Raw genomic sequence first — 23,056 nt, forward strand, 5'->3', positions numbered from 1 at the left:
TTTCATGACTCAGACAACAAAATACGTTCGCATTGCGACCCGTAAAAGCGCACTCGCTTTATGGCAAGCTGAATTTGTAAAAGCTCAACTTGAGCACTTTCATGATGATGTCACCGTTGAGCTTGTTCCCATGTCAACGCAGGGAGATATTATCCTTGATACACCACTTGCCAAGATTGGTGGTAAAGGTTTATTTGTTAAAGAACTTGAGCAGGCCATGTTAGATGGACGAGCGGATATCGCTGTTCACTCAATGAAAGATGTGCCGGTTGAGTTTCCGGATGGTCTAGAACTTAATACTATTTGTGAGCGCGAAGATCCTCGCGATGCGTTTGTATCAAATAATTACAAAAGCTTAGATGAATTGCCACAAGGCGCGATTGTGGGCACATCAAGTCTTCGACGTCAGTGTCAAATTCGCGAAGCCCGTCCAGACCTTGTTATTCACGATTTACGTGGTAACGTCAATACGCGCTTGGCAAAGCTTGATAACGGCCAATATGATGCGATTATTCTTGCTGCTGCGGGTCTAATTCGTCTGGAAATGCCTGAGCGCATTGCCGCATTTATTGAGCCGGAAGTATCTCTGCCTGCAAACGGCCAAGGTGCAGTAGGCATAGAGTGTCGTATTGACGATGAAGTGACCAAAGCCCTACTCGCTCCCCTTGAGCATACTGAAACACGTATTCGTGTTAATGCAGAACGTGCGATGAATCGACGTTTAGAAGGTGGTTGTCAGGTACCTATTGGCGCATTTGCACTTGTTGACGGGGAGCAGGTTCATTTACGTGGTCTAGTGGGGGCGGTTGATGGTAGCCAAATGCTCCGTGACGAAGTAACTGGCCCAGTCGCTGACGCACAGAAACTAGGCATTGAACTTGCCGAAAAGTTACTTGCTCAAGGTGCTGATAAAATCTTAGCTGACGTATACAGAGACGCGTAATATGCATATTTTGATAACTCGTCCAGCAGGTAAAGGCACTGAACTTGCTCTTCAGCTTCAGCAGGCGGGTTATCAAACAACCCAGTGTCCAGTATTGACCCTTGACTACTTAACGCCGAGTAGTGAAGAGCTCGCCCCGCTGGAAAATGCAGATAAAATTATTTTTATATCGCAAGATGCGGTTCATGCATTGCTTCGCCTCACTCCTTCTATAAATAAAGCTGCTCAGTTATATGCCGTTGGGCAGCAAACTGCCGATGCTGTTTATGAGGCGTTTGGTCGTCGTGCTGCGGTGCCAAAACAGCATGATTCTGAAGGGTTGCTTGAGCTAAAAACACTGCAAGATGTTGAACTGAGTAATATTGTTTTAGTGAAAGGCGAAGGTGGGCGCACCACCATCGCGAAAACATTGAAGCAGCGCGGTGCATTATTAAATCAGTTGGTTGTGTATAAACGCAGTGCCATTGAAAGTGAACCTAGCAAGTGGATGGACCACTGGCAAACAATTAATGTTGAAGGTATAGTCATTACAAGTAATGCCGCTGTGGATGCCATTTTTAATGGTCAAAATGAATCACAGTTAGGATGGTTAATTAAGCGTCAGTTTTATGTTGCAAGTGAACGTATTGCTGATTATTTGCAGCAAAAGAATGTAATAAGAACACATATACATATTGCTGCGGGGGCAAGCGATAATGCGATGTTCACCTGTATCAATGAGCAAGGTAGCAAAATGAGTGAATCAGATTTAAAACAGTCAATTAAACCAGCAGCCGAGTCCACGAAAAAGGCGCAAGCAGGTAAGACGGCCTCTGGGCAAACGGTTCATCACAAAAAAGGGATTAGTAAAACCGGTAGCTTAGCTTTACTTATCTCCGTGGTAGTTGCTTCTGCGGTTGGCTATGAGTTTTATCAAAAACTTAATAGTGATCAGCAATCTTCACGTGCATTGATTGAACTGACAACCGAAAACCAGCGTTTACAACAGCAACTTGATGCTGTGAAAAGTACGCAGCAAACATTACAGCATTCACTGTATAACAATGAGCAAAAAGTAGCTGATGCATTGAGTGAAAATGTGCAGCAAACTCAGCAACAGTTAGACGCTGCATTGAAACGTGCTGAACAACAGGCTTATACCTTAAATCCGCAAGAAGTAACAAGTTTACAGCGTATGGCTGAGTTTAAGGTTTGGGCGGAGCATGACTATCAAGGTGCGGCTGCGGTATTAACACGTTTAGATTCTTTATTGGCAGAGCATCCTGGCACTGGAAACATACGTCAGGCAATTCACCAAGATTTACAAACCTTAAATGCCATTGAGCCTGTTGCAGTTGAAGCTATCTATCTAAAATTACATGGGGTTGCGCAGCATATTGATGAACTTGTTTTTAACGCGATTTCTTTACCTGAAGAAGTGAGTCAAGAAGACCCAAATAAACTCAGTGAAAATGTTAGTGAGTGGCGTCAAAACTTAGCTAAGTCATGGCAACAATTTAAAGACTTCTTTGTTACCGTGCGTACCCGTGAAGACATGGTTGTTGCGCCATTTTTAAGTGAGCAAGAACGTCATTTAGTGAAGCAGCGTTTGAGCTTGTATCTAGCGCAAGCACAAGATGCTGTGTTATCGAAACAAAGTAGCGTTTACTTCACTGCCGTTGATGCTGCGCATGACTTAGTACAGGACTATTTCAAGCAAGATGATACGGTGACTAAAGCTGCTCTGAAGAGTTTGCTTGAGCTTTCAAAAGAGCAACTCGATTTTAACCCTAATGTATCGCTGAAAAGCACTGAGCAGGTGAAGGAGTGGGCGCAATGATCCGCTTTTTACTGTTAATAATTGCTATTGCAATCTGTTTAGGGAGCGCCCCTTTTTTCATCGATCAAAAAGGCTATGTATTAATCTCATTTAATAAAACGACCGTAGAAGGTACTATTTGGGGCGTCTGTGCACTGATCGTTTTGCTATCTGGTGCTGGGTTTTTACTCTACAAACTGGTGCGTTATTTATGGTCTTTGTACAGCCATACACGCCATCGCTTTTTTGCGCGCAGTGAAGAGCGAAAGCAAGCGGCTATTGAGCAAGGTGTATGGAGTCTTATTAACAATGATTACACTGAAGTTGAATTAGCACTGCATAATAACAGTGTCGCTGAGCAGTGGGCTGACGTCCGTTATGCCTTACTTGCAAAAGCTGCACTGGCTGAAAATGACACCGAAAAAGCGATTAGTTACCTTGATAAGATTAGTCAAAGCAAGCAACTGAAAGTGGCAAATCTGTGGATTGCTAGTGGTGAAACCAGTACGATTTTTGCTGATTTGAAAGCATTAGCTGAGCATAAAAAAGCATCAAATCTTGAACTGAAAATGTATGCTCACGTATTAGTTCAAGAGAAAAAGTGGGCTGCACTCAATGACTTTATGCCGCGTCTACTTCGTAAAAAAGCACTCACAGACAAAGAATGGCAGCAATTATTCAATCGCTATTTTGACGCAGAATCTAGCAGCACGTTAACAGAGCGATTTGAGCAATTAGCAAAGAATTTGAAACCTTTGGCTGAAGTTAGTTACTTCACTGCCATGGCGAAAGCAGGCGATTTAAATAAAATTGAGCTAAGCTTAATTAAAATGATTAAAAATCCGCGGCAGCATAAAGACTTAGCACATATTCTAAGAACTAGTGCTGCAGGGGATGCATTAAAATTACAGGCGAGTTTGCAGGATGTGTTGAAAAAAGACACTGACAATACTCAGTTGCTTTTAGCTTTGGCTTGTCTTGCGAATGCCCATGGTGAGTACGATTTAGCTGCGCGTGTTTTTGATAAAGCGCTTAATGCCAATAATCGCCATGAATACCTTCAGCAGGCTGCGCTTAGTTATAGTAAAAGTGCCCAACCAGATAAAGCGCTGGTGTTATATCAATAGAGTCCCATTTGCCTAAAAGGAGTTAAATGGCTTGAAGAACTTGTTTACGCTGACAATAAGTATTGCGCTTGCTTACTTTCTTACAGGGTATTTAAGTAATTCGTTACTCGCTATTGATGGTTATGCGGTTGCAGCGTGGCCACCCGCAGGGATTGCCCTTGCAAGTATTCTACTACAACGCAACCGAGCCTTAGCAGGGATTATTCTTGGTGCTTTTTTAGTTAATTTGATTCACCTAGACCGTGTTTCCGATATTCTTCATTGGCAGATTATGCTCCAAGCTGTTAGCGTAACAGCTGCATCTACCTTTCAAGCTTGGGCTGCATACTACATTATCACCCATATTGTAAAAATACCGCTTGAGTTGTCATCTCTTAAAAACAGTGTACAAGGGCTCGTTATCGGTGGCCCTATTTGTTGTTTAATTGCGCCATTGACAGGGACCGCACTGTTAATAATAAATCAGGTTATTCCTAGTTATATGGCACTGAATAATTTTATTGCTTGGTGGATAGGTGACAGCATTGGTGTATTGATTTTCACACCACTTGTATTGGCGGCATTTAGTTATAACCTTATGCAACAGCGGGCGCAGATTATTGTTCCTTCACTGCTTATCTATTTGATCATTTGTATTAGCTTTTATGGTGCAGCAAGTGTGAAAAAGGACAAAGATGATCAGCGACAACAAGCGAAGGTCAGTGCTATTAAAGCCAACCTAGAGCACAAAGTAAGTGAAATACAATCACACCTAGCTTTACTTGCTACATTTTTTGCCAGCAGTGATGATGTCGACTTTCAAGAGTTCAAGCGCTTTACTTCTCGACAATTACAAGACAGTAACGAAATTGCAGCTTTTGAGTGGGCTCCTAAAGTGATGCATTCACAATTACCTGATTACCAAAGGTCACTACGCGAAGAGTTAGGGGCATCATTTTATGTGAAAGAAAAAAATGCGGCGGGCGAGTGGCAAGGCGTCTCTCAGCGAGCTATTTATTTTCCTGTTCAATATATTCACCCACTACAAGGAAATGAGTCAGCTCAAGGGTTTGATTTAGCCTCAAGTGAAGTGCGAAGAGAAGCGCTAACAAACTCCCGTTTAACTAAAAATATATCTGTTAGTGAACCCATTAGTTTAATGCAAGGTGATGGTAATGAGCGTGGGGTTTTATTCTTTAACCCCGTTTATGCTGATTTACATCGTCAGGTTGGCTTTAAAGGTTATGTCGTGGCAGTCATTAATTTAGATACTTTAGCGCAAACGCTGAATTACAATCAAACGACCGATATAGAAGCCAGCTTTTATGATGTAAGCGATGCTCAAAACCCTATTGAAATTTCAAACTCTGGGCGCATTGGGATGAAGCAAATTGCACATTTTGATTTTCATATTAGCGAACGGGTGTGGCAAATAAAGTTATCGGAGTCAGTGGCACAGTCATCTTGGCTTATGTATTGGTTTGCACAGATAGTAGGCATGTTATTTGTTTGGTTATTAATTATTTTTTTAATTTCAGTAACGGGCACAAATATACAAATACGCCAACAGGTTGCGAAACAAACCCAAAGCCTACGTAATGAAAAATTAAAAGCGGATAAAGCGAGTCAAATCAAAAGTGAATTTTTAGCCAATATGAGCCATGAAATTCGCACGCCTATCAACGGTATTAAAGGGCTTCATTATTTGGCATTGCAAGAGCAGGACTGGCAGCAAGCGCGTGATTATATTGAGCAAGCTGATAGTGCGCTCAATGTGTTATTGCGAGTGTTAAACGATGTGCTCGACTTTTCAAAAATTGAAGCAGGTCGCTTAGACTTGCATCAAGAACCAATTAATGTCTGTAACTTGGTCAGTGAAATGAGTAATTTACTGCAATTTGAACTGAACTCTCGTGCATTGCAGTTTATTGTCGATTACGATAATACACAGCCGCTGGTGATTCATACCGATGCCATTCGACTGAAACAAATATTACTAAATCTGCTGAATAACGCAGTTAAATTTACCCCCCAAGGAACCATTACCCTAAAAATTTGGCAGCAAAACGATACGACATATTTTAGTGTTATCGACACCGGCATAGGGATTAAAAAAGAGGTGCAAGAAACACTGTTTCAGCCATTTTCACAAGCCGATAGTTCGACCTCACGCCGCTTTGGTGGTACAGGGCTTGGATTAAGTATATGTAAAAAGCTTATCGACTTGATGGGCGGGGATATAACCTTGTCTAGTTCAGAAGGACAAGGGGCACAATTTACGTTCAGCCTGCCCCTAGTATCACCTTTAGAAGCTATCACACATGAAAATGAAGATTTAAGTGATATTGATATCAGCGCTGTTTCATTTGCTGAACTCGCTATTTTATTGGTTGAAGATAATCCATTAAATCAACATGTGGCGTGCGCTATTTTAGAAACCAAAGGCTGTAAGCCTGATGTCGCGAAGGATGGATATGAAGCGATCAAGATGATCAGCGAACATAAATATGATGTTGTGCTTATGGATATTCAAATGCCCAACATGGATGGCTTGCAAGCGACCAAAGTGATTCGCCAAGAGCTGATGATGACAGAGCTTCCCATTATTGGTTTGTCTGCTAATGCCCATGATGATGATTATAAAAAAGGCATTGCATGTGGTATGAACGGTTATTTAACGAAACCGATTGATGCAGAAAAGCTTTTTAAAACTATTTGGCGACTTATACAAACACAGCGCTAATAGAAAGAGGCAGACATTTGACCTCAAAAAAGTAAATAAAATCATCTAAACTTGAAATATCGTCGTGGGTACGTATGATCCGCGCAAATTTACTGAACCTGAGTGCTAATTATGATCAATAACAAACTCCCTTTGCTTGATATTCACCGTCACCTTGATGGGAATGTTCGCCCACAAACGATCTTAGACCTTGGTCGTCAGTTTAACCTTGAATTACCTGCTGATAACATTAAAGCGCTTATTCCTCATGTACAGGTAATAGACCCTGAGCCAAATCTAGTGGCTTTTTTGCAAAAGCTAGATTGGGGTGTCAAAGTACTCGGGGATTACGATGCGTGTCGCCGTATTGCTATTGAGAATGTTGAAGATGCAATCGCTCAAAAACTTGATTATGTAGAGCTGCGTTTTAGTCCTTACTATATGGCTCAGAGCCAAGGGTTACACCCAGAAGGTGTTGTTGAGGCCGTGGTCGATGGTATTAAAAGTGCCTGCCAAGGTGCTCCAATTAAAGTGAACCTGATTGGTATTATGTCGCGTACCTATGGTACTAAAATTTGTCAGCAAGAGCTTGATGCCTTATTAGCATTTAAAAATGACTTAGTCGCTGTTGACTTGGCAGGAGACGAAATGGGCTTCCCAGGAGAGTTGTTTGTTGATCATTTTAAGCAAGTGCATAATGCTTACTTGGCAGCGACTATTCACGCCGGTGAAGCACGTGGCAGCGAAAGTATCTGGCAAGCAATTAACGAGTTGGGTGCAACCCGTATTGGTCATGGTGTAAAAGCGATTGAGGATGCTGCGCTTATGGATTACTTACGTGACAACCGTATTGGTATTGAGTCTTGCTTAACCAGTAATATTCAAACAAGCACGGTAGCCGAACTTGCTACCCATCCATTAAAAACCTTTTTGGATCATGGTATTCTAGCGTCAATTAATACCGATGATCCCGCTGTAGAAGGTATTGAAATTGCGCACGAATATCAAATTGCTGCTCCTGCTGCTGGTTTAAATCAAGCTGATATGGAAAAAGCACAAGCAAATGCGCTTGAAATAGCCTACCTAAGCGATACTGATAAAGCTGTATTACAGCAACTGGCTGCAAATCGATAATCCCGAGCTATTTATACTTGGTGCTCTTGGCATGAAAGGTAATTTTCATACAATGCTTTGAGCACATCTCCGCGACTGATCATACCGACCACTTTCGTTCCCTCGACAACCGGATAGTTTTTGGGTTTTCCTGTTTTCATGTTATCAGCAAGCTCAATAATATTTTGATCACTACTGACAGTCACCACGTCGGTGCGCATGAGCTGTTTAACTTTTACAACACCATCGCAGAAATAGCTATTTTGCATTAAAGGTTGCAGCAATTCTTGCTCTGAAATAAAGCCGACCAAACATTGCTTGTCATCAAAAACAGGCGCACCCAAAAGTTTAAATTTTTGTAATTCACTGATGGCCGTAGTCATTTCTGTTTCTGGCGTAATATGCGGTAACTTACGTTGCATGAAATCTTGTACTTTGGTGTTTAGCATGTGGGTTTCTCCCCATTCGTTATTCTAAACAAAGTATGGTCAATGAAACGCTGTTTGTGAAATCGTTTGTATGGATTTGATGATTATTAATTGGACAAAATAGATCGTTGAAGGCATTAATAAAAAAGGCATTCTATATTGAATGCCTGTGAGAGTTTTTGAGTCTTTATTTACTTGATGAATGCGAATGCGTCGGCATACATATTCTCACGGATTGCGCCATGATTAATAAAGTCATCACGTACAATACCAATCATGTCAAAACGACCTGCCATATAAATATCATAGGGTTCGAGTGACACGATATCTGCCATAACAGCTTTGTGAACATAGCCTGTTTTACCTGTCCAGCTTGCTGATGCATTTTCGACGACAGGGATGTATTGAAAGTGTGGATTACTGTTAGCCCATGCTTGCATTTCATCATGAGCATACAATGCTGCTTGTTCGCGAACACCCCAGTAAAACAATACGGTGCGTTCACAACCAATTTCTGCGAGGTGATCAGCCATTGACTTTGCGTATGAGAAGCCTGTTCCGCCAGCAAGTAAAATGATTGGACGCTCACCTTCCGCACGAAGTTGCGATACACCTAAGCCAACTTCTATGTTTACTTGCTGCTGCTTAGTATGTGCTTGGCGTAAATGCTCAAGTGCTTGCATAGCATATGAGTCTGCACCAGATGCACCAATATGCAGTTCAATTTGCTCTGTGTGAGAAGGACGGCTAGCAATTGAAAAGGCACGCTTATCTTTTTCGCCTAATACAAGTTGCATATATTGGCCTGCCTCGAATGACACAGGCTGCTGTGGTTTCAAAATGACTTTATGTACATGGTCTGTAAGCGGGCTGATCGCAACAACGTCAGCGAGTAATGTTTGCATAGTTTACCTTTAATAAGCAGAAACGCATGTCGCGGTTGTAGGTTTATACAACCGTTAATTTTTGAACAGTTTATCATAGACACAGGCTAGAGAATATCTAAGCTGTCCCATATTTCATCAACACGTTGTTTAATTTCAGGACTCATTACAATGGGTTCACCCCACTCACGGTCTGTTTCTCCAGGCCATTTATTGGTGGCATCCATCCCCATTTTTGAGCCAAGGCCAGATACTGGCGATGCAAAATCCAGATAATCGATAGGTGTATTTTCGATCATTGTAGTATCACGCGCAGGATCCATACGTGTGGTAATTGCCCAGATGACATCATTCCAATCACGTGCATTGACATCATCATCGCAAACAATGACGAATTTGGTATACATAAACTGACGTAAGAAAGACCACACCCCCATCATGACTCGCTTAGCGTGGCCTGGGTATTGCTTCTTCATAGTTACCACGGCCATACGATAAGAGCAGCCCTTCGGGTGGTAGATAAAAATCAACAATTTCAGGGAATTGCTTCTGTAGGATCGGCACGAAGACTTCGTTCAATGCGACACCTAAAACGGCAGGTTCATCAGGTGGACGACCTGTGTAGGTACTATGGTAAATTGGGTTTTCACGGTGTGTGATATGAGTCACCGTCATCACTGGAAATTCATCGACTTCATTATAGTAACCCGTGTGATCGCCATAGGGGCCTTCAGGTGCCGTTTCATCCGGCATAATATAGCCTTCAAGAATAAATTCAGCTGTTGCGGGTACTTGTAAATCATTTGAGATAGATTTAACGACCTCTGTCTTACTTCCACGTAACAGACCGGCAAAGGCATATTCACTCAAGGTGTCAGGCACTGGTGTAACAGCACCTAATATGGTGGCGGGATCAGCCCCAAGCGCTATTGATACAGGATAAGGTTCACCAGGATGCTCTTTACACCACTCTCTAAAATCGAGGGCTCCACCACGATGAGATAACCAGCGCATAATAATTTTATTTTTGCCAAGTAGTTGCTGGCGGTAAATACCTAAGTTTTGGCGCTTTTTATAAGGCCCCTTTGGTGACAGTGAGTCCCCATGTGATTAAAGGTGCTGCATCGCCAGGCCAGCAGTGCTGAATTGGAAGCTGTGTTAAATCAACATCGTCACCTTCCACTATCACTTGTTGGCAAGGGGCTTTTTTTACTTCCTTTGCTGGCATGTTTAGCACTTGCTTAAATACTGGGATTTGTCCGAGTGCTTCTTTGATACCTTTAGGTGGTTCAGGTTCTTTCAAAAAAGCGAGCAGTTTGCCTACTTCACGTAATTCACTAACATCATCCTGTCCCATGCCCATTGCAACACGCTTTGGTGTACCAAATAAATTTGCTAATACAGGGGTAGAGTGACCTTTAGGGTTTTCGAATAACAACGCAGGGCCTTCGGCACGCAATGTACGGTCGGCAATCTCAGTCATTTCAAGGTAGGGATCGATTTCTTGCTTGATCCGTTTTAATTCACCTTTTTGTTCCAATAACTCGATAAACTCGCGAAGATCTTTGTATTTCATTGTGGCTACTTAAACGCTGGATAAACTGTCGCCATTATACTTAAAACCTGTGATTAAGCGAATTTCAGCAACCAGATTTTGCTAAGATTGGTTCAGTGCACAATGATATTTTTTTCCCTTTAAAATGAACATCGCTTCAGCACCTTTTGACCAAAAAAGAACAGTGTCATTGCTGTATTTAACACCTGATGCACTTACTTGTCGGTTTAATACAAAGCTCTGTTCTTTGAACAACAGCTCAGCTTCATCTTCGCTAATGTCAGCAATGCTCACTGTGGAGTCTTCGCCACATGTATAATTATTTGGATCACTTTGCTTTGCACACGCGCATAAGCTAACGAGAATGAGTCCTGAGAGAAGTGGTTTTATCATTGCGACACCCCCTGTTTACTGAATGAAGTATAAGCCTAACAAAGAAAAATTAACCGTTGGTGAAAATGACTAGATAAGTTATGTTGTGAGTGTAATTAATTGGCAAGGAATGACTATGGCAGGCACTAACTTACTCACATTACTTGACGATATCACGACACTTTTAGATGATATTGCGACTATGAGTAAAGTCGCGACTAAGAAAACGGCGGGTGTGCTTGGCGACGATCTTGCACTCAATGCGCAGCAAGTCACTGGTGTGACAGCTGACCGTGAATTACCCGTTGTTTGGGCTGTTGCTAAAGGCTCCTTTGTTAATAAAGCGATACTGGTTCCAGCCGCGTTAATAATCAGTACATGGCTTCCTTGGCTTATTACCCCTTTGCTAATGATTGGTGGTTTATTTTTATGTTTTGAAGGGGCTGAAAAAATTGTCGAAAAGTTCTTCGGCCATAAGGAGAGTTCCGAGCAGCCATCCTCGGCACATCAAGATTTGCGAGAATACGAAAAGCAGAAGGTCAAAGGAGCTATCCGTACCGACTTTATTCTTTCTGCCGAAATAATCGTCATTACGCTAGGTACTGTTGCTGGTGCGACACTTTTTAATCAAGCGTTAGTGCTGAGTGTTATCGCGGTGATCATGACGATTGGCGTGTATGGCTTAGTAGCAGGTATCGTTAAGCTGGATGATGCGGGACTTTATTTGCTTCAAACAGCAGAAAATAGTGGTAGTAAGTTAAAGGAATCACTTGGTAAATTTTTACTTGCATTGGCGCCAAAATTAATGCGCTTCTTAGCTATTGCGGGGACCATTGCCATGTTTTTAGTCGGCGGTGGTATTTTAGTGCATGGTATTGCGTTGCTACATCATACTCAGCAAGCCGTTACTCGTTTTGCATTGCAACATGCAGGCGCTGCTGGAGAGTTTGTTGCGCCCATTCTATTTGATGGCATGCTCGGCATACTTGCAGGACTCATAATTGTGGTGTGTCTACAGGGCTGGCGTAGATTAACAAGTTAATTGAAAAGGCCGGCGAGATAACCCCGCCGGCAAGAGTGTAGCACGGGAACGTTAGCGTGCTAGTGTGCAGGGTCTGACTCAAGTTTAATTAGCAATTACCTAATTAAACTCAAGCAATGATATGGTTATGTTATATTGTATCAATAGTGTTGTAAACACTATTTTACGTGAACCTTTAAAGATTATTCTAAATGGGTGCAGTCGAAAGATAGGCACAATTCTGCGAGTTCAATTTTTGCCTTAGGGTTGCTCTGTTGTGCTGCTTTGTTTAACCAGTAAACTGCTTTAGCTGTGTCTTGAGGGATGCCTTGTCCATCTCGGTACATCTGAGCTAGATTGAGCTGCCCCCATGAATATCCCGCTTCTGCAGACAGGGTAAAGCTCTCAATAGCTTCCTTATAAAGACCATCCTTAAAGTAAGTGATCCCTTGCTGGTTATTTTTATCAAGCTTTACACCTGTATAGAGAGGTTTAGGTTTAGGTGGATGCATTACAAAGCCACCAAATAGGCTATAAAGTTCTGGACGTAAAATCTTATAGATGATGTTATCGCGGTAAAAGTCATGAACTTGCTGTTTTGTTAAGGTAATTGTGTTACTGGCAAAGTAATTATCTTGTACCAGCATGCTGGTTCGCATCGCAATTTCGATATCTTTATTGTATTTATAAGTGTAGTTACCTACACGAAAGGTCATTGTATTATCATTAAATTCAATTAACTGGGCGACTTTTAAGTTATTAACGCGTTTGGGTTGACCCGTAAATTGTTCCGAAAGAACAAAGTAAGTATCAAATTGTTTTGGTTTCTCTAGGTAGTGTATTTCATTTTCGCTCTGACGTTGACTACTTAATATAAACGTCGTTAAAAGGTAGCTAATAACTAAAAGGCCTATGAAATACTTTATAAATGAAATGAGCTCTAAAACGGGCAGAGAGTACCAAGGCACATCAGTTATATGACCACAATCATCACATTGGCGCTGATAACTAATAGATAAAGGGGCGACAGGTAAAATAGTAAAACGAAGCAGCTTACTGTTATTAATCAGTGAAAAATGTTTACTCTGACAGTGAGGGCAAGTTGTAGCCTGTTTATAGAAAACATCAGCAACAGCGGTATTAAAAAGTAACATAGCTTCTTCCTTGGTAATACCCTTAAGTTAGAACATATACAGGGAGTTATAAAGTAGCAAACTGTAACGAAATATGAACTGAAGGTGTGGTGAGAGTCGTACTTATTTTTGCTTTAGAGAAAAGAGCGAATGTCTGCTATGATCACCTACATCTTCGAGGATGTCCCTCAATTATCAAGTGTGGAATTTTACTGTGACAGCAACTGCTTTTACATCATTGGCGTTACCGCAAGAGTTAGTCGAAAATTTATCGACCTTAGGTTATTCACAAATGACCCCAGTGCAAGCACAAAGCTTGCCTGTGATTTTGCAAGGGAAAGATATCATTGCGCAAGCGAAAACAGGTTCAGGTAAAACAGCTGCATTTAGTTTAGGAGTATTAGCTAAGCTAAATGTAAAACGTTTTCGTATTCAATCATTAATCTTATGTCCTACTCGTGAATTAGCCGAACAGGTGGCCCAAGAAGTACGTAAGCTAGCGCGTAGCATTCATAATATAAAGGTATTAACGCTATGTGGGGGCGTGTCTATTGGTCCGCAAATAGGTTCACTTGAACATGGTGCTCACATCGTGGTGGGCACACCTGGCCGTGTCGATGATCACATTCGCAAAGGGACACTCAGTTTAGATGATGTCGAGACATTGGTACTGGATGAAGCCGATCAAATGCTTGATATGGGATTTCAGGATACGTTAGACGCGATTGTTGACTGTATTCCAGCCCAGCGCCAGACGCTGTTATTCAGTGCGACCTATCCAAAGTCGATTGCAGCTATTGCTGAGCGAGTACTTAGCAACCCTGAAATGATCAAGGTTGAAGAAGAGCAAGAAAAAAGCACGATTAAGCAATACTTTTATAAGTTGGATAACAATAAGCAGCGTTTTAATACACTAAAGCTACTGCTACTGAAGTTTCAACCTGAAAGCTGTGTGATTTTTTGTAACACCAAGGTAGAAACGCAACAGATTTGTGATGACCTTTTTGCTGAGGGCTTCAGTGCAGTTGCACTTCATGGTGACCTTGAGCAGCGAGAGAGAGAGCGAACATTAATTCGCTTTGCGAATAAGAGTGCTTCGATTTTAGTGGCGACAGACGTGGCTGCTCGCGGACTGGATATTAATGATATGGACATGGTGGTGAACTACCACCTTGCTCATGACCCACAAACGCATGTTCACCGAGTTGGCCGTACTGGGCGAGCAGGTAAAAAAGGCATTGCTTGCTCAATATATGGGGAAGCAGAACAATTCAAGGTGGCGCAAATCGGTGACCACTATGAGCGTGACTTTGACCCTGAACCACTACCGCCGTTTAGTTTACTCGAAAAGCCAGCTTATAAGCCAACGATGGCAACCATCATGATTGATGCGGGTAAAAAGCAAAAAATTCGTGCGGGTGATATCTTAGGGGCGTTAACTGGTAAAGAAGGGGTTGCAGGCCATCAAGTTGGTAAAATTAATGTGCTGGATAATGTCGCTTTTATTGCTGTTGAGCGTGTTGCTGCAAAACCTGCTTTACGAAAATTAACAGAAGGCAATATCAAAAAGCGTAAAATCCGTGCGCGTCGCCTCACTCGTTAACTGATCATAATGAGCAATATAATTTAAGTTGCTCATATTCACCTTGTATTTGTTTAAACACCACCGCAGAGCCCTGCTTATCTGGGTGGTGTTTTAATGCAAGTTGCCGCCAACGTTTTTGTACATCCTTTAACGAATATTCAGTATTTAAATTCCACCGCTCCCGTATTTCTTGGTGTTGTAAGGGAGTGAGTTTTTTTGTGGTATTTACAGAAGTTTGCTGACCAAAATGTTGCCAGAAATTATCGAGAAGTGCTGCAATTTCATCGTTAGATGTGTCGTAATTGTGCCAATCTAGGTAGTAGTCCCTTAAAGGTTCAGCTTGTAGTAATGCAGTATGTGAGGGTGTATTTACAAGCTCTATATGCAGCGAAGCGATACGGAGATGGTAGTCAGGGACCAGCTGTAATTGCAACTGATAAAGTGCATTCATGACTAGAAAATTGCGCTTAAACAAGTCTTTTTGCGGGTCATCATCGAGTGCTTTGATGTGATTCGTTTCTGATAAGGCGCTTGCTAATGTGTGAACTTTCCAAATCGGCTGTCTTATAAGTAAGCAAAAAATCTCGTCAATCAGTGGGTTAACCATTGTTCGTAAGCCGATGTTTAGTGTAATCTTTATTTTATACACGCTATCACAGCAACGTTATTAAAACCATGCTCGTGTTTTTAATCGTTGGCGCATTTAATCAAGGTTTAATTTTAGTGGCTTATGCTACTAAGCTTTTAGGGATATATACAATATGCTTATAAAATTGCGCAGCGGCTTAATTAACTTGATGTTTTTTTGCTGGGGCTTATTTTTATTTACCGATATTGCGCATGCCCACCCTTCATTATTGGAGCGTTTTAATCAATCTCAGCAATGGGATGAAAAGTTGCAGTTAGGAAAAAAACTGCTGGCTTCTTCTGTGTTAAGTTCACAAAAACAGCATGAAATTCATATGCAACTAGGCGATTTGGCACTCGAGCAGGGCAATTTTACTGCTGCCGTTGAGCATTACCAGTTGGCTGAGAAAAGTACGACTTTGGAATCGGATCCTGAGGGGTATTTTTTAGCAATGAAAATGCAAGGTGTCACCTATTATTACCAAGGTCTAATGCAACAAGCCGTCGCGACGTACCTACGTGCTTTGAAAGTCGCGGAAAATATGAAAGATCCTATTTCTAAAGCAAATTTGCTCAGTAATATTGGCCTTGCTTATTTTAATATGTTCAATATGCATCAAGCACTGGATTACTATAAACAAGCTAAAACATTGTTTGAGCAATACGGCACTGCTCAAGATAAAGCTGATATTTTGCATAATATCGCAGGCATTTATATTCGTTTATCGAGTTATAGTACAGCACTTGATATGTATCGAGAGACGCTTGAGATCTATCAAGAGCTAGGTGATAAAGATGGAGTGGCACAGTCTTATGGCAATATGGGGGTCGCTTATTCTGAGTTAGGGCAATATCAGTTGTCACTACATTATTATCAGCGAGCTTTACGCTATTACCAATCAACAAATAATGCCTATTACTTATCATCGCGACATGGCAATATCGCCAATGTTTACTTGCGCACAGGCGATCTTGAACTTGCTATTAGTCATGCCGAGAAAGCGGTAGAGTTTGCCCAGCAGATAGATAATAAGTCCTTGGAGTTAGCGGGCCTATTTTCGCTTGCGAAAATAGAGTTACTGCAAGGGAAGTTAGCAAAGGCAGAGCAAACCCTTAATGCCTCCACAAAAATGGCAGAAGAATTTAAGGATGAATTACGCGTTCTTGACGGTTTGGGCATGCGTGCATTAATTAAAGCAGGGCAAGGGGATTATAAAGCGTCGGTGGCCTTGTTTGACCAATTTGTGCGCGACACGAATACCGCTAAAAATGAAAAGTTGCTGAAATCCTTGGGTGAACTACAAAGTCAAATACAAGCAAGCCAACTAAACCAAGAGATCCTTGATTTAAAACAACAGCAAAGTGTGCAAGAGCTAGAAATGTCTAAGCAACGACAGTTGGCTATTATGTTATTTATTCTATTTATAATGTTGGTGGTGACAGGGGTCACTGTTTATCGACGTAGCATAGAAAAAAGAGCAAAAGAGCAGCTGTCTCTGATGGTTGCTAAGCGCACTAAAGAGTTAGAAAAAACAGCGGATCAACTACGCAAAGCTAATGAAATAAAAAGCCAGTTTTTAGCGAATATAAGTCATGAAATACGTACCCCGCTGACAGCCATTTTAGGTCAGACCGATAACTTGATGAATGGCCTTTATAAACCCGAATCTCTCAATGACGAATTGCGTGTCATTCACAAGCAAAGTGAGCACTTAAAAGAGCTTATTAATGACGTACTTGATATTAGTAAAATCGAAGCTAATAAACTGGAATTAAACTTAAAAGAAGGTGATCTCGTTAAATTATCAACGGATGTTCATGCCATGCTAAGTGGGCAAGCCATAGATAAAAACTTGCAGTTCACATTTCATAATGAGTTAGGTGAGCAATTTTATAGTTATTTAGACTTTACTCGGATCAAACAAATTTTGATCAATCTATGTGCTAATGCTATCAAGTTTACTCATCAGGGAGAGGTGAGGTTATATGCTTCCTTATCCCAGCATGGGGTATGGTTTCGAGTAACAGATACTGGCATTGGTATGAATGAAGAGCAGCTTAAGTTGATCTTCGAATGTTTTAGTCAGGCTGATAATAGTATAAGCCGACGTTTTGGCGGAACGGGATTAGGACTGAGCTTATCGCAGCAGCTAGCGATGATGATGGGTGGTTATATAAGTGTTGAGAGTGAAGTAAACAAAGGCAGCGAGTTTTCATTTTACTTACCCTGCAAAGAGCATATGCCAGCTATGGATAAAATAGAGCATGATGTAAGCAATCTGCAAGCATCTTCGGGACTTAGCGGTAAGGTACTCCTAGCGGAAGATCATGTTGATAATCGTAGATTAATTCACCGTTATTTAGAGTCGATGGGATTAGAAGTCATTGCTGTAGAAAACGGTGAGCAAGCCGTTGAACAGTGTCTGCAAGCTTTTCCTGACGTTGTTTTACTTGATATTCAAATGCCGGTACTCGATGGGTTAAGTGCGCTTAAATTGTTACGTGATTGTGGTTTTACTCAACCTGTTTATGCGTTAACAGCGAATGCTATTAGCCATGAAGTTGAAGCCTATTTAAAAGCAGGCTTTACAGGCTATTTAGCCAAGCCGATAGACAAAAAAGTGTTTTACACTCAGCTTGCGAAACACTGTAAAAATGCCATTAATATAAAGGACGAGCAACAGGATATGAGCGATTTGGTTGCAAGCTTTATTGGTAGTTTTGACTATGAAGCTTCACAAGTTCAGTTGCATTTCTCAGAGCAAGATTTATTTAATCTACAACAAGATGCACACCGAATTGGAGGGGCTGCAAAAATGTTTGCCCTCGATGAAGTTGCCAACAGCGCGATGGCACTTGAATTGGCACTTAAGCATAATCAACTTATAGAGCTGCCAAGTTTAGTCGCTCAATTACTTGATCAGCTGCACAGTGCATCAGAGACTCAAAATAGCTCAATGTCACCCTCCTGAATTTGTTCGATAGCTTTACTATGGGAGCTTTCAAATCGGGAGCGGTCAACTCGCTGTATTAAATCTGTTGACGGGTGAGTGATTTTAAAGATAGACAACTTCTCATCTAATGTATGTGCTAGTTTTACTAAATCTTGACTTGAAACAGCCTGAATCTGTGAACTGGATAGCGCATCTGAATTAAGTTCTACCATTGACTCAATACTCGCTTGAGCTTCATCAGACATCTGACTTTGTATGGCAACTTGCTCATGGATATTTTCTGATAACGCATTGATGGCAAGCATCGCTTGTTCAATCTTATTGGTTTCTTTGGTGGACTCTTCTGATAGCTCAACTGTTTGCTCGGTTTCTTTTAATGCCGTTTGCATTAGCTGAACCGCACGTTCAGTACCATGTTGAATTTTGGACACCATCTCTTGTACTTCTTGCGTTGATTGGCTTGTGCGGGCTGCCAAGTTACGTACTTCATCTGCAACAACAGCAAAGCCTCGTCCTTGCTCACCAGCCCGTGCTGCTTCAATCGCTGCGTTTAACGCCAGCAAGTTCGTTTGTTCGGCAATTCCATTGATTACATCTATCACAGAGCCTATAGCATCACTGTCTTTTTTTAGCAGAATAATTTGCCCACTCGTTTGATTAATATTTTCTGCTAATTTTATTAGGCTTGCTTGGCTTTTATCTGCATCTACACGTGTCTGCTTAACTGAGTTTGTTGCATCGGATACCGCATGGTAAATTTTTTCTAAGCTGGTATCTAATTCCCTTGATACATCAATGGTTTTTTCAATCGTGTTTGCTAGGTCAACACCATGAGCATTTTGAATAGTCGCTTTTTGAGTCATAGAGGCATAAGTGTCTCGTAAGGCATCAGCCATTGGTAATAATCGTGCTGATGATGCATAAATCTCACTTAGCATATGTTCCACAATTGTGAGGTTGGCATTTAATGCATGACATGCTTTGGGGAGGTGTTTATTACCTTCATCAAATCTGAAGGTAAAGTTGATTCCATTTTCAGAGGTGATATTTGAGACAAAATGAATTAAGTGGTCGCGTTGCTTTTTGTCATTTATATATAGAAAGCTTAGCATGACAAGCCACGGCAAAATAATAGCTGCGCTGAGCGTGATGCAGGCAAGAGGGCTAAAATTAAAAAAATAAAAACTAGCAATACAACTAAGTAGGCTTATTACAAACAGGGTTATAGCTACTTTAAAGCGAATCATTGAAGTGTCCTTTGCCCTTAATCTTATTAGGTATAGAACAGCTTTAATGTATATTCCAACTTATACCAATCGATACGACCTAAAAATAGCTTTTTTAAGTGTATTGGTATTATAGGTAAAGCACAGAGAGTGAGTTATAAAAAATGCCTGTGTTTTAAACAGGCATTTTTTGAAGTCTATCCGCGTTTATTTACGCTTCATTGAGTCGAAAAACTCATCATTGGTTTTACTCATTGAGAGCTTATCAATTAAGAACTCCATCGCATCTATTTCAGACATCTCATGAACTATCTTACGTAAAATCCACATTTTCTGTAGTTCATCAGGTTTAGTTAGTAACTCTTCGCGACGTGTACCTGAGCGGTTAAAGTCAATCGCAGGGAAAACACGCTTTTCAGCAATCTTACGATTTAAGTGTAGCTCCATGTTACCTGTACCTTTAAACTCTTCGTAGATAACTTCGTCCATCTTCGAACCGGTATCGATAAGCGCAGTTGCGATAATTGTTAAACTACCACCTTCTTCTACGTTACGAGCTGCACCAAAGAAACGTTTTGGTTTGTGTAATGCATTAGCGTCAACACCACCGGTTAATACCTTACCAGACGAAGGAATCACTGTATTGTAAGCACGTGCAAGACGAGTGATTGAATCAAGTAAGATAACCACGTCTTTTTTGTGCTCTACAAGGCGTTTTGCTTTCTCGATAACCATCTCTGCAACTTGAACGTGTCGGCTTGCTGGTTCATCAAAGGTTGATGCAATCACTTCACCTTTAACAAGGCGTTGCATCTCAGTTACTTCTTCTGGACGCTCGTCGATTAGAAGCACCATTAGCTCACAGTCAGGTTGGTTATAACTGATTGATTGTGCAATATTTTGTAGAAGCATCGTTTTACCAGCTTTTGGCGGTGCAACGATAAGTGCGCGTTGGCCTTTACCAATTGGTGAGGCCAAATCAAGTACACGCGCTGTAATGTCTTCAGTACTACCATTACCACGTTCCATACGTAAACGTTCGTTTGCGTGAAGTGGAGTAAGGTTTTCAAAAAGGATTTTAGTGCGTGAGTTTTCAGGTTTGTCGAAGTTAACTTCATTGACTTTCAGGAGTGCGAAGTAACGTTCACCATCTTTTGGCGGACGAATTAAGCCTGAAATTGAGTCACCAGTACGCATGCTGAATCGGCGGATTTGACTCGGAGATACATAAATATCATCTGGGCCTGCTAAATAAGATGCTTCTGATGATCTTAAGAAACCAAAACCATCTTGTAAGATTTCTAGTACACCGCCGCCAAAAATGTTTTCACCGCTTTTAGCGTGTGCTTTTAGAATGGCAAAAATAATGTCTTGTTTTCTTAAACGGGCTACGTTTTCGAGCCCCATGGACTCAGCTAGGTTTACAAGCTCTTTGATCGACTTGTCTTTTAATTCGCGTAAATGCATATTGGTGGGTTCTTTATTACAATTATCATACTCAAATCATCGTTTGATACATGAGTGAGGTTTGTTGGTATAACTAAGGATTAGTTGGCTTTATAAACTAGCAGGTCACTAGCTAGGCGTCCAGTCTTTAAACAAAATAAAGTTAAAAAAAGGGCAAAAAGCCCTTTTTCACAGTCAAAATTAGATGTTGTTCTCTAAAAACTCAACTAATTGAGTCTTAGAAAGTGCACCTACTTTAGTCGCTGCGACTTGACCATCTTTGAAAAGAAGTAACGTAGGGATACCACGAATACCAAATTTAGGTGGTGTACCTGCATTTTGGTCGATATTAAGTTTACCTACTGTCACACGTCCGTCAAATTCACCCGCTACTTCGTCAAGAATTGGGGCGATCATTTTACAAGGTCCGCACCATTCAGCCCAAAAATCAACAAGTACAGGTTTGTCTGATTGAAGTACGTCAGCTTCAAAGCTATCGTCAGTTAATTGAATAATTTTCTCGCTCATTGCGATCTCCGATAAGTTAGGCGAAATATTTAATGCGTATTTAAACACTCTTGTTTCTTATTGCAAGTTTAAACGTTATGCTTAAACGCTATGACTAAGACACATTTGACCGATAAAAAGTTTTCAGACTTTGCTATCGCACCGGAAGTGGTTGCCGGTTTAACCGAAAATGGGTTTGAATATTGCACTCCCATTCAAGCTAAATGCCTACCTTTTATCTGTGAGGGCCGCGATATTGCTGGCCAAGCACAAACGGGTACGGGCAAAACGTTGGCGTTTTTAACTGCCACGTGCCATCGGTTATTACAATCTAGCAAAGCATCTAGTAAACATCCAAGAGCCCTGATCATGGCCCCAACTCGGGAGCTGGCGATTCAGATACACAAAGATGCAAAAATTTTAGCGCCACACTGTAATCTTAACTTAGGTTTAGTATATGGTGGCGAAGATTACGAAAAACAACGTGCACAATTAGAAAAAGGCGTTGATATTTTAATTGGCACCACTGGACGCCTTATCGATCTTTACAAACAGGGTTGTTACACCTTGAACGAAATTGAGGTCGTGGTGCTTGATGAAGCCGATCGGATGTTTGATTTAGGATTTATTAAAGACATTCGTTATATGTTTAGGCGTATGCCAGAAGCATCTGAACGCTTGAATTTATTGTTTTCAGCAACCTTGTCTTATCGCGTGCAAGAGTTGGCATTTGAGCATATGACAAACCCAGAGCACGTACAAGTTGAGCCAGACGTAAAAACTGGCAAACGTATTCAAGAAGAGCTATTTCATCCATCACAAGATGACAAAATTAAGTTACTGTTAACGTTAATTGAAGAAGAATGGCCAGATAAAGCAATTGTGTTTGCAAATACCAAACACAGTTGTGAAAATGTTTATGCATGGATGAAAGCGGATGGCCATCGTGTTGGATTACTAACCGGTGACGTGAACCAGAAAAAACGTCAATCAATTTTGGCTCAATTTACCAAAGGCGATTTAGACTTTTTAGTGGCAACAGACGTTGCTGCTCGTGGTTTACATATTCCAGAAGTAAGTCATGTATTTAATTTTGATTTACCAGATGATTGTGAAGATTATGTACATCGCATAGGGCGTACCGGCCGTGCTGGTGCATCAGGCCATGCGATTAGTTTTGCTTGTGAGCAATACGCATATAACCTTCATGAGATTGAACAGTACATAGAGCACAGCATTCCATTATCGCATTATGATAAAAGTGCATTGCTTGATGATTTAACTAAGCCTACTATTCAGAAAAAGCGGAACTATTCTACAGGCCCACGTAATCGTAATAACAACGGACGTCGCCCAAACAATAGTTACCAAAAATCACGGTCGTCATAAACGGCCGTTTTTAAGACTTAGTAGTAACTAGAGGTTTTTGAACGGTGGGGCAACTTCAACCGCAAAAAAATGTGTATGCAGTTATTGATTTAGGCTCTAACAGTTTTCATATGTTAATCGCAAAATCAATCGCTGGCGGTCTGCAAACGATCGGTCGAGTCAAACGTAAGGTGAGGCTGGCTGCTGGGCTTGATGAAAACAATGTGCTTAGCAAAGAAGCCATGCAACGAGGTTGGGAGTGCCTAGC

18 protein-coding genes and 1 pseudogene (1 of these 19 cut by a window edge) are annotated in these 23,056 nt (G+C 41.2%); 10 read left to right on the forward strand and 9 right to left on the reverse strand.

The annotated features are described in order from the left end of the window. Positions 1–4 precede the first annotated feature (4 nt). From hemC to add, 5 genes are all read left to right on the forward strand, one after another. A complete protein-coding gene (hemC, locus tag L0Z67_RS00715) occupies positions 5–943 on the forward strand; it encodes a hydroxymethylbilane synthase (protein WP_062569483.1) in 939 nt (312 codons plus the stop codon). A 1-nt stretch (position 944) separates the two neighbouring features. After that, positions 945–2,762 (forward strand): uroporphyrinogen-III synthase, encoded by a 1,818-nt coding sequence (locus tag L0Z67_RS00720; RefSeq protein WP_062569484.1) that lies wholly within the window; start codon positions 945–947, stop codon positions 2,760–2,762. After that, positions 2,759–3,868: a heme biosynthesis HemY N-terminal domain-containing protein gene (locus L0Z67_RS00725; RefSeq protein WP_405128354.1), complete on the forward strand. Its 1,110-nt coding sequence runs from the start codon at positions 2,759–2,761 to the stop codon at positions 3,866–3,868. The genes L0Z67_RS00720 and L0Z67_RS00725 overlap by 4 nt, the downstream gene beginning before the upstream one ends. A gap of 31 nt (positions 3,869–3,899) precedes the next feature. Further along, complete coding sequence (locus L0Z67_RS00730) at positions 3,900–6,590, forward strand: CHASE domain-containing protein (RefSeq protein WP_062569486.1); 2,691 nt, start codon at positions 3,900–3,902, stop codon at positions 6,588–6,590. Between the two features lie 111 nt (positions 6,591–6,701). Continuing rightward, entirely contained in the window at positions 6,702–7,703 is a 1,002-nt protein-coding gene (gene add, locus L0Z67_RS00735; RefSeq protein ID WP_237114681.1) for an adenosine deaminase, read from the forward strand. A gap of 11 nt (positions 7,704–7,714) precedes the next feature. On the opposite strand, the gene L0Z67_RS00740 is transcribed toward add, so the two are convergent. From L0Z67_RS00740 to L0Z67_RS00755, 4 genes and pseudogenes are all read right to left on the reverse strand, one after another. Beyond that, positions 7,715–8,131 carry a CBS domain-containing protein gene (locus L0Z67_RS00740; RefSeq protein WP_062569488.1) on the reverse strand — a complete coding sequence of 139 codons (417 nt, stop codon included), beginning with the start codon at positions 8,129–8,131 and terminating at the stop codon, positions 7,715–7,717. 170 nt (positions 8,132–8,301) lie between these two features. After that, the gene (fre, locus tag L0Z67_RS00745) at positions 8,302–9,015 is read right to left on the reverse strand and encodes an NAD(P)H-flavin reductase (protein WP_237114682.1); all 714 of its coding nucleotides are present in this window, start codon (positions 9,013–9,015) and stop codon (positions 8,302–8,304) included. A gap of 86 nt (positions 9,016–9,101) precedes the next feature. Next, positions 9,102–10,570, reverse strand: a pseudogene (gene ubiD / locus L0Z67_RS00750) (4-hydroxy-3-polyprenylbenzoate decarboxylase). Positions 10,571–10,651: 81 nt separating this feature from the next. Then, positions 10,652–10,942 carry an MliC family protein gene (locus L0Z67_RS00755; RefSeq protein WP_062569491.1) on the reverse strand — a complete coding sequence of 97 codons (291 nt, stop codon included), beginning with the start codon at positions 10,940–10,942 and terminating at the stop codon, positions 10,652–10,654. A gap of 115 nt (positions 10,943–11,057) precedes the next feature. Between L0Z67_RS00755 and L0Z67_RS00760 the strand changes: the two genes are divergently transcribed. Further along, positions 11,058–11,963, forward strand: a complete 906-nt coding sequence (locus tag L0Z67_RS00760; protein WP_062569492.1) for a DUF808 domain-containing protein — start codon at positions 11,058–11,060, stop codon at positions 11,961–11,963. A 182-nt stretch (positions 11,964–12,145) separates the two neighbouring features. Here the strand turns inward: L0Z67_RS00760 and L0Z67_RS00765 are convergent, their stop codons facing one another. Continuing rightward, a complete protein-coding gene (locus L0Z67_RS00765; RefSeq protein ID WP_062569493.1) occupies positions 12,146–13,096 on the reverse strand; it encodes a tetratricopeptide repeat protein in 951 nt (316 codons plus the stop codon). A gap of 193 nt (positions 13,097–13,289) precedes the next feature. Here L0Z67_RS00765 and dbpA point away from each other — a divergent pair, with 193 nt between their 5' ends. Continuing rightward, positions 13,290–14,678 (forward strand): ATP-dependent RNA helicase DbpA, encoded by a 1,389-nt coding sequence (dbpA, locus tag L0Z67_RS00770; protein ID WP_130150347.1) that lies wholly within the window; start codon positions 13,290–13,292, stop codon positions 14,676–14,678. 4 nt (positions 14,679–14,682) lie between these two features. Here the strand turns inward: dbpA and L0Z67_RS00775 are convergent, their stop codons facing one another. Then, positions 14,683–15,267, reverse strand: coding sequence for a DNA-J related domain-containing protein (locus L0Z67_RS00775; protein WP_062569495.1), 585 nt, complete (start codon positions 15,265–15,267; stop codon positions 14,683–14,685). Positions 15,268–15,421: 154 nt separating this feature from the next. Between L0Z67_RS00775 and L0Z67_RS00780 the strand changes: the two genes are divergently transcribed. Continuing rightward, complete coding sequence (locus L0Z67_RS00780; protein ID WP_405128355.1) at positions 15,422–18,259, forward strand: tetratricopeptide repeat protein; 2,838 nt, start codon at positions 15,422–15,424, stop codon at positions 18,257–18,259. Here the strand turns inward: L0Z67_RS00780 and L0Z67_RS00785 are convergent. The 3 genes from L0Z67_RS00785 to trxA form a co-directional block, all read right to left on the reverse strand. Then, positions 18,232–19,488 (reverse strand): methyl-accepting chemotaxis protein, encoded by a 1,257-nt coding sequence (locus tag L0Z67_RS00785; RefSeq protein ID WP_062569497.1) that lies wholly within the window; start codon positions 19,486–19,488, stop codon positions 18,232–18,234. The genes L0Z67_RS00780 and L0Z67_RS00785 overlap by 28 nt on opposite strands. 186 nt (positions 19,489–19,674) lie before the next feature. Further along, positions 19,675–20,934, reverse strand: coding sequence for a transcription termination factor Rho (gene rho / locus L0Z67_RS00790; RefSeq protein WP_062569498.1), 1,260 nt, complete (start codon positions 20,932–20,934; stop codon positions 19,675–19,677). Positions 20,935–21,114: 180 nt separating this feature from the next. Further along, positions 21,115–21,441, reverse strand: coding sequence for a thioredoxin TrxA (gene trxA / locus L0Z67_RS00795; RefSeq protein ID WP_054554679.1), 327 nt, complete (start codon positions 21,439–21,441; stop codon positions 21,115–21,117). Positions 21,442–21,531: 90 nt separating this feature from the next. Between trxA and rhlB the strand changes: the two genes are divergently transcribed. Both rhlB and gppA read left to right on the forward strand, forming a co-directional pair. Continuing rightward, positions 21,532–22,809: an ATP-dependent RNA helicase RhlB gene (rhlB, locus tag L0Z67_RS00800; RefSeq protein ID WP_062569499.1), complete on the forward strand. Its 1,278-nt coding sequence runs from the start codon at positions 21,532–21,534 to the stop codon at positions 22,807–22,809. Between the two features lie 44 nt (positions 22,810–22,853). After that, on the forward strand, positions 22,854–23,056 hold the beginning of the coding sequence (gene gppA, locus L0Z67_RS00805; RefSeq protein ID WP_062569500.1) for a guanosine-5'-triphosphate,3'-diphosphate diphosphatase. It continues 1,291 nt past the right edge of the window; only the first 203 of its 1,494 coding nucleotides appear in the window; the start codon lies at positions 22,854–22,856; the stop codon falls past the right edge of the window.

This window comes from Pseudoalteromonas sp. PB2-1, assembly GCF_045040605.1.
Classification (GTDB): Bacteria; Pseudomonadota; Gammaproteobacteria; order Enterobacterales; family Alteromonadaceae; genus Pseudoalteromonas; species Pseudoalteromonas arabiensis.

Bases quoted from the DNA above. Each gene is read 5' to 3' on its own strand.
- L0Z67_RS00755 (WP_062569491.1), bottom strand. From the start codon at position 10,942: ATGATAAAACCACTTCTCTCAGGACTCATTCTCGTTAGCTTATGCGCG.
- L0Z67_RS00720 (WP_062569484.1), top strand. From the start codon at position 945: ATGCATATTTTGATAACTCGTCCAGCAGGTAAAGGCACTGAACTTGCT.
- trxA (WP_054554679.1), bottom strand. From the start codon at position 21,441: ATGAGCGAGAAAATTATTCAATTAACTGACGATAGCTTTGAAGCTGAC.
- L0Z67_RS00765 (WP_062569493.1), bottom strand. From the start codon at position 13,096: ATGTTACTTTTTAATACCGCTGTTGCTGATGTTTTCTATAAACAGGCT.
- rhlB (WP_062569499.1), top strand. From the start codon at position 21,532: ATGACTAAGACACATTTGACCGATAAAAAGTTTTCAGACTTTGCTATC.
- L0Z67_RS00775 (WP_062569495.1), bottom strand. From the start codon at position 15,267: ATGGTTAACCCACTGATTGACGAGATTTTTTGCTTACTTATAAGACAG.
- L0Z67_RS00780 (WP_405128355.1), top strand. From the start codon at position 15,422: ATGCTTATAAAATTGCGCAGCGGCTTAATTAACTTGATGTTTTTTTGC.
- fre (WP_237114682.1), bottom strand. From the start codon at position 9,015: ATGCAAACATTACTCGCTGACGTTGTTGCGATCAGCCCGCTTACAGAC.
- rho (WP_062569498.1), bottom strand. From the start codon at position 20,934: ATGCATTTACGCGAATTAAAAGACAAGTCGATCAAAGAGCTTGTAAAC.
- L0Z67_RS00785 (WP_062569497.1), bottom strand. From the start codon at position 19,488: ATGATTCGCTTTAAAGTAGCTATAACCCTGTTTGTAATAAGCCTACTT.
- L0Z67_RS00740 (WP_062569488.1), bottom strand. From the start codon at position 8,131: ATGCTAAACACCAAAGTACAAGATTTCATGCAACGTAAGTTACCGCAT.
- L0Z67_RS00725 (WP_405128354.1), top strand. From the start codon at position 2,759: ATGATCCGCTTTTTACTGTTAATAATTGCTATTGCAATCTGTTTAGGG.
- hemC (WP_062569483.1), top strand. From the start codon at position 5: ATGACTCAGACAACAAAATACGTTCGCATTGCGACCCGTAAAAGCGCA.
- L0Z67_RS00760 (WP_062569492.1), top strand. From the start codon at position 11,058: ATGGCAGGCACTAACTTACTCACATTACTTGACGATATCACGACACTT.
- add (WP_237114681.1), top strand. From the start codon at position 6,702: ATGATCAATAACAAACTCCCTTTGCTTGATATTCACCGTCACCTTGAT.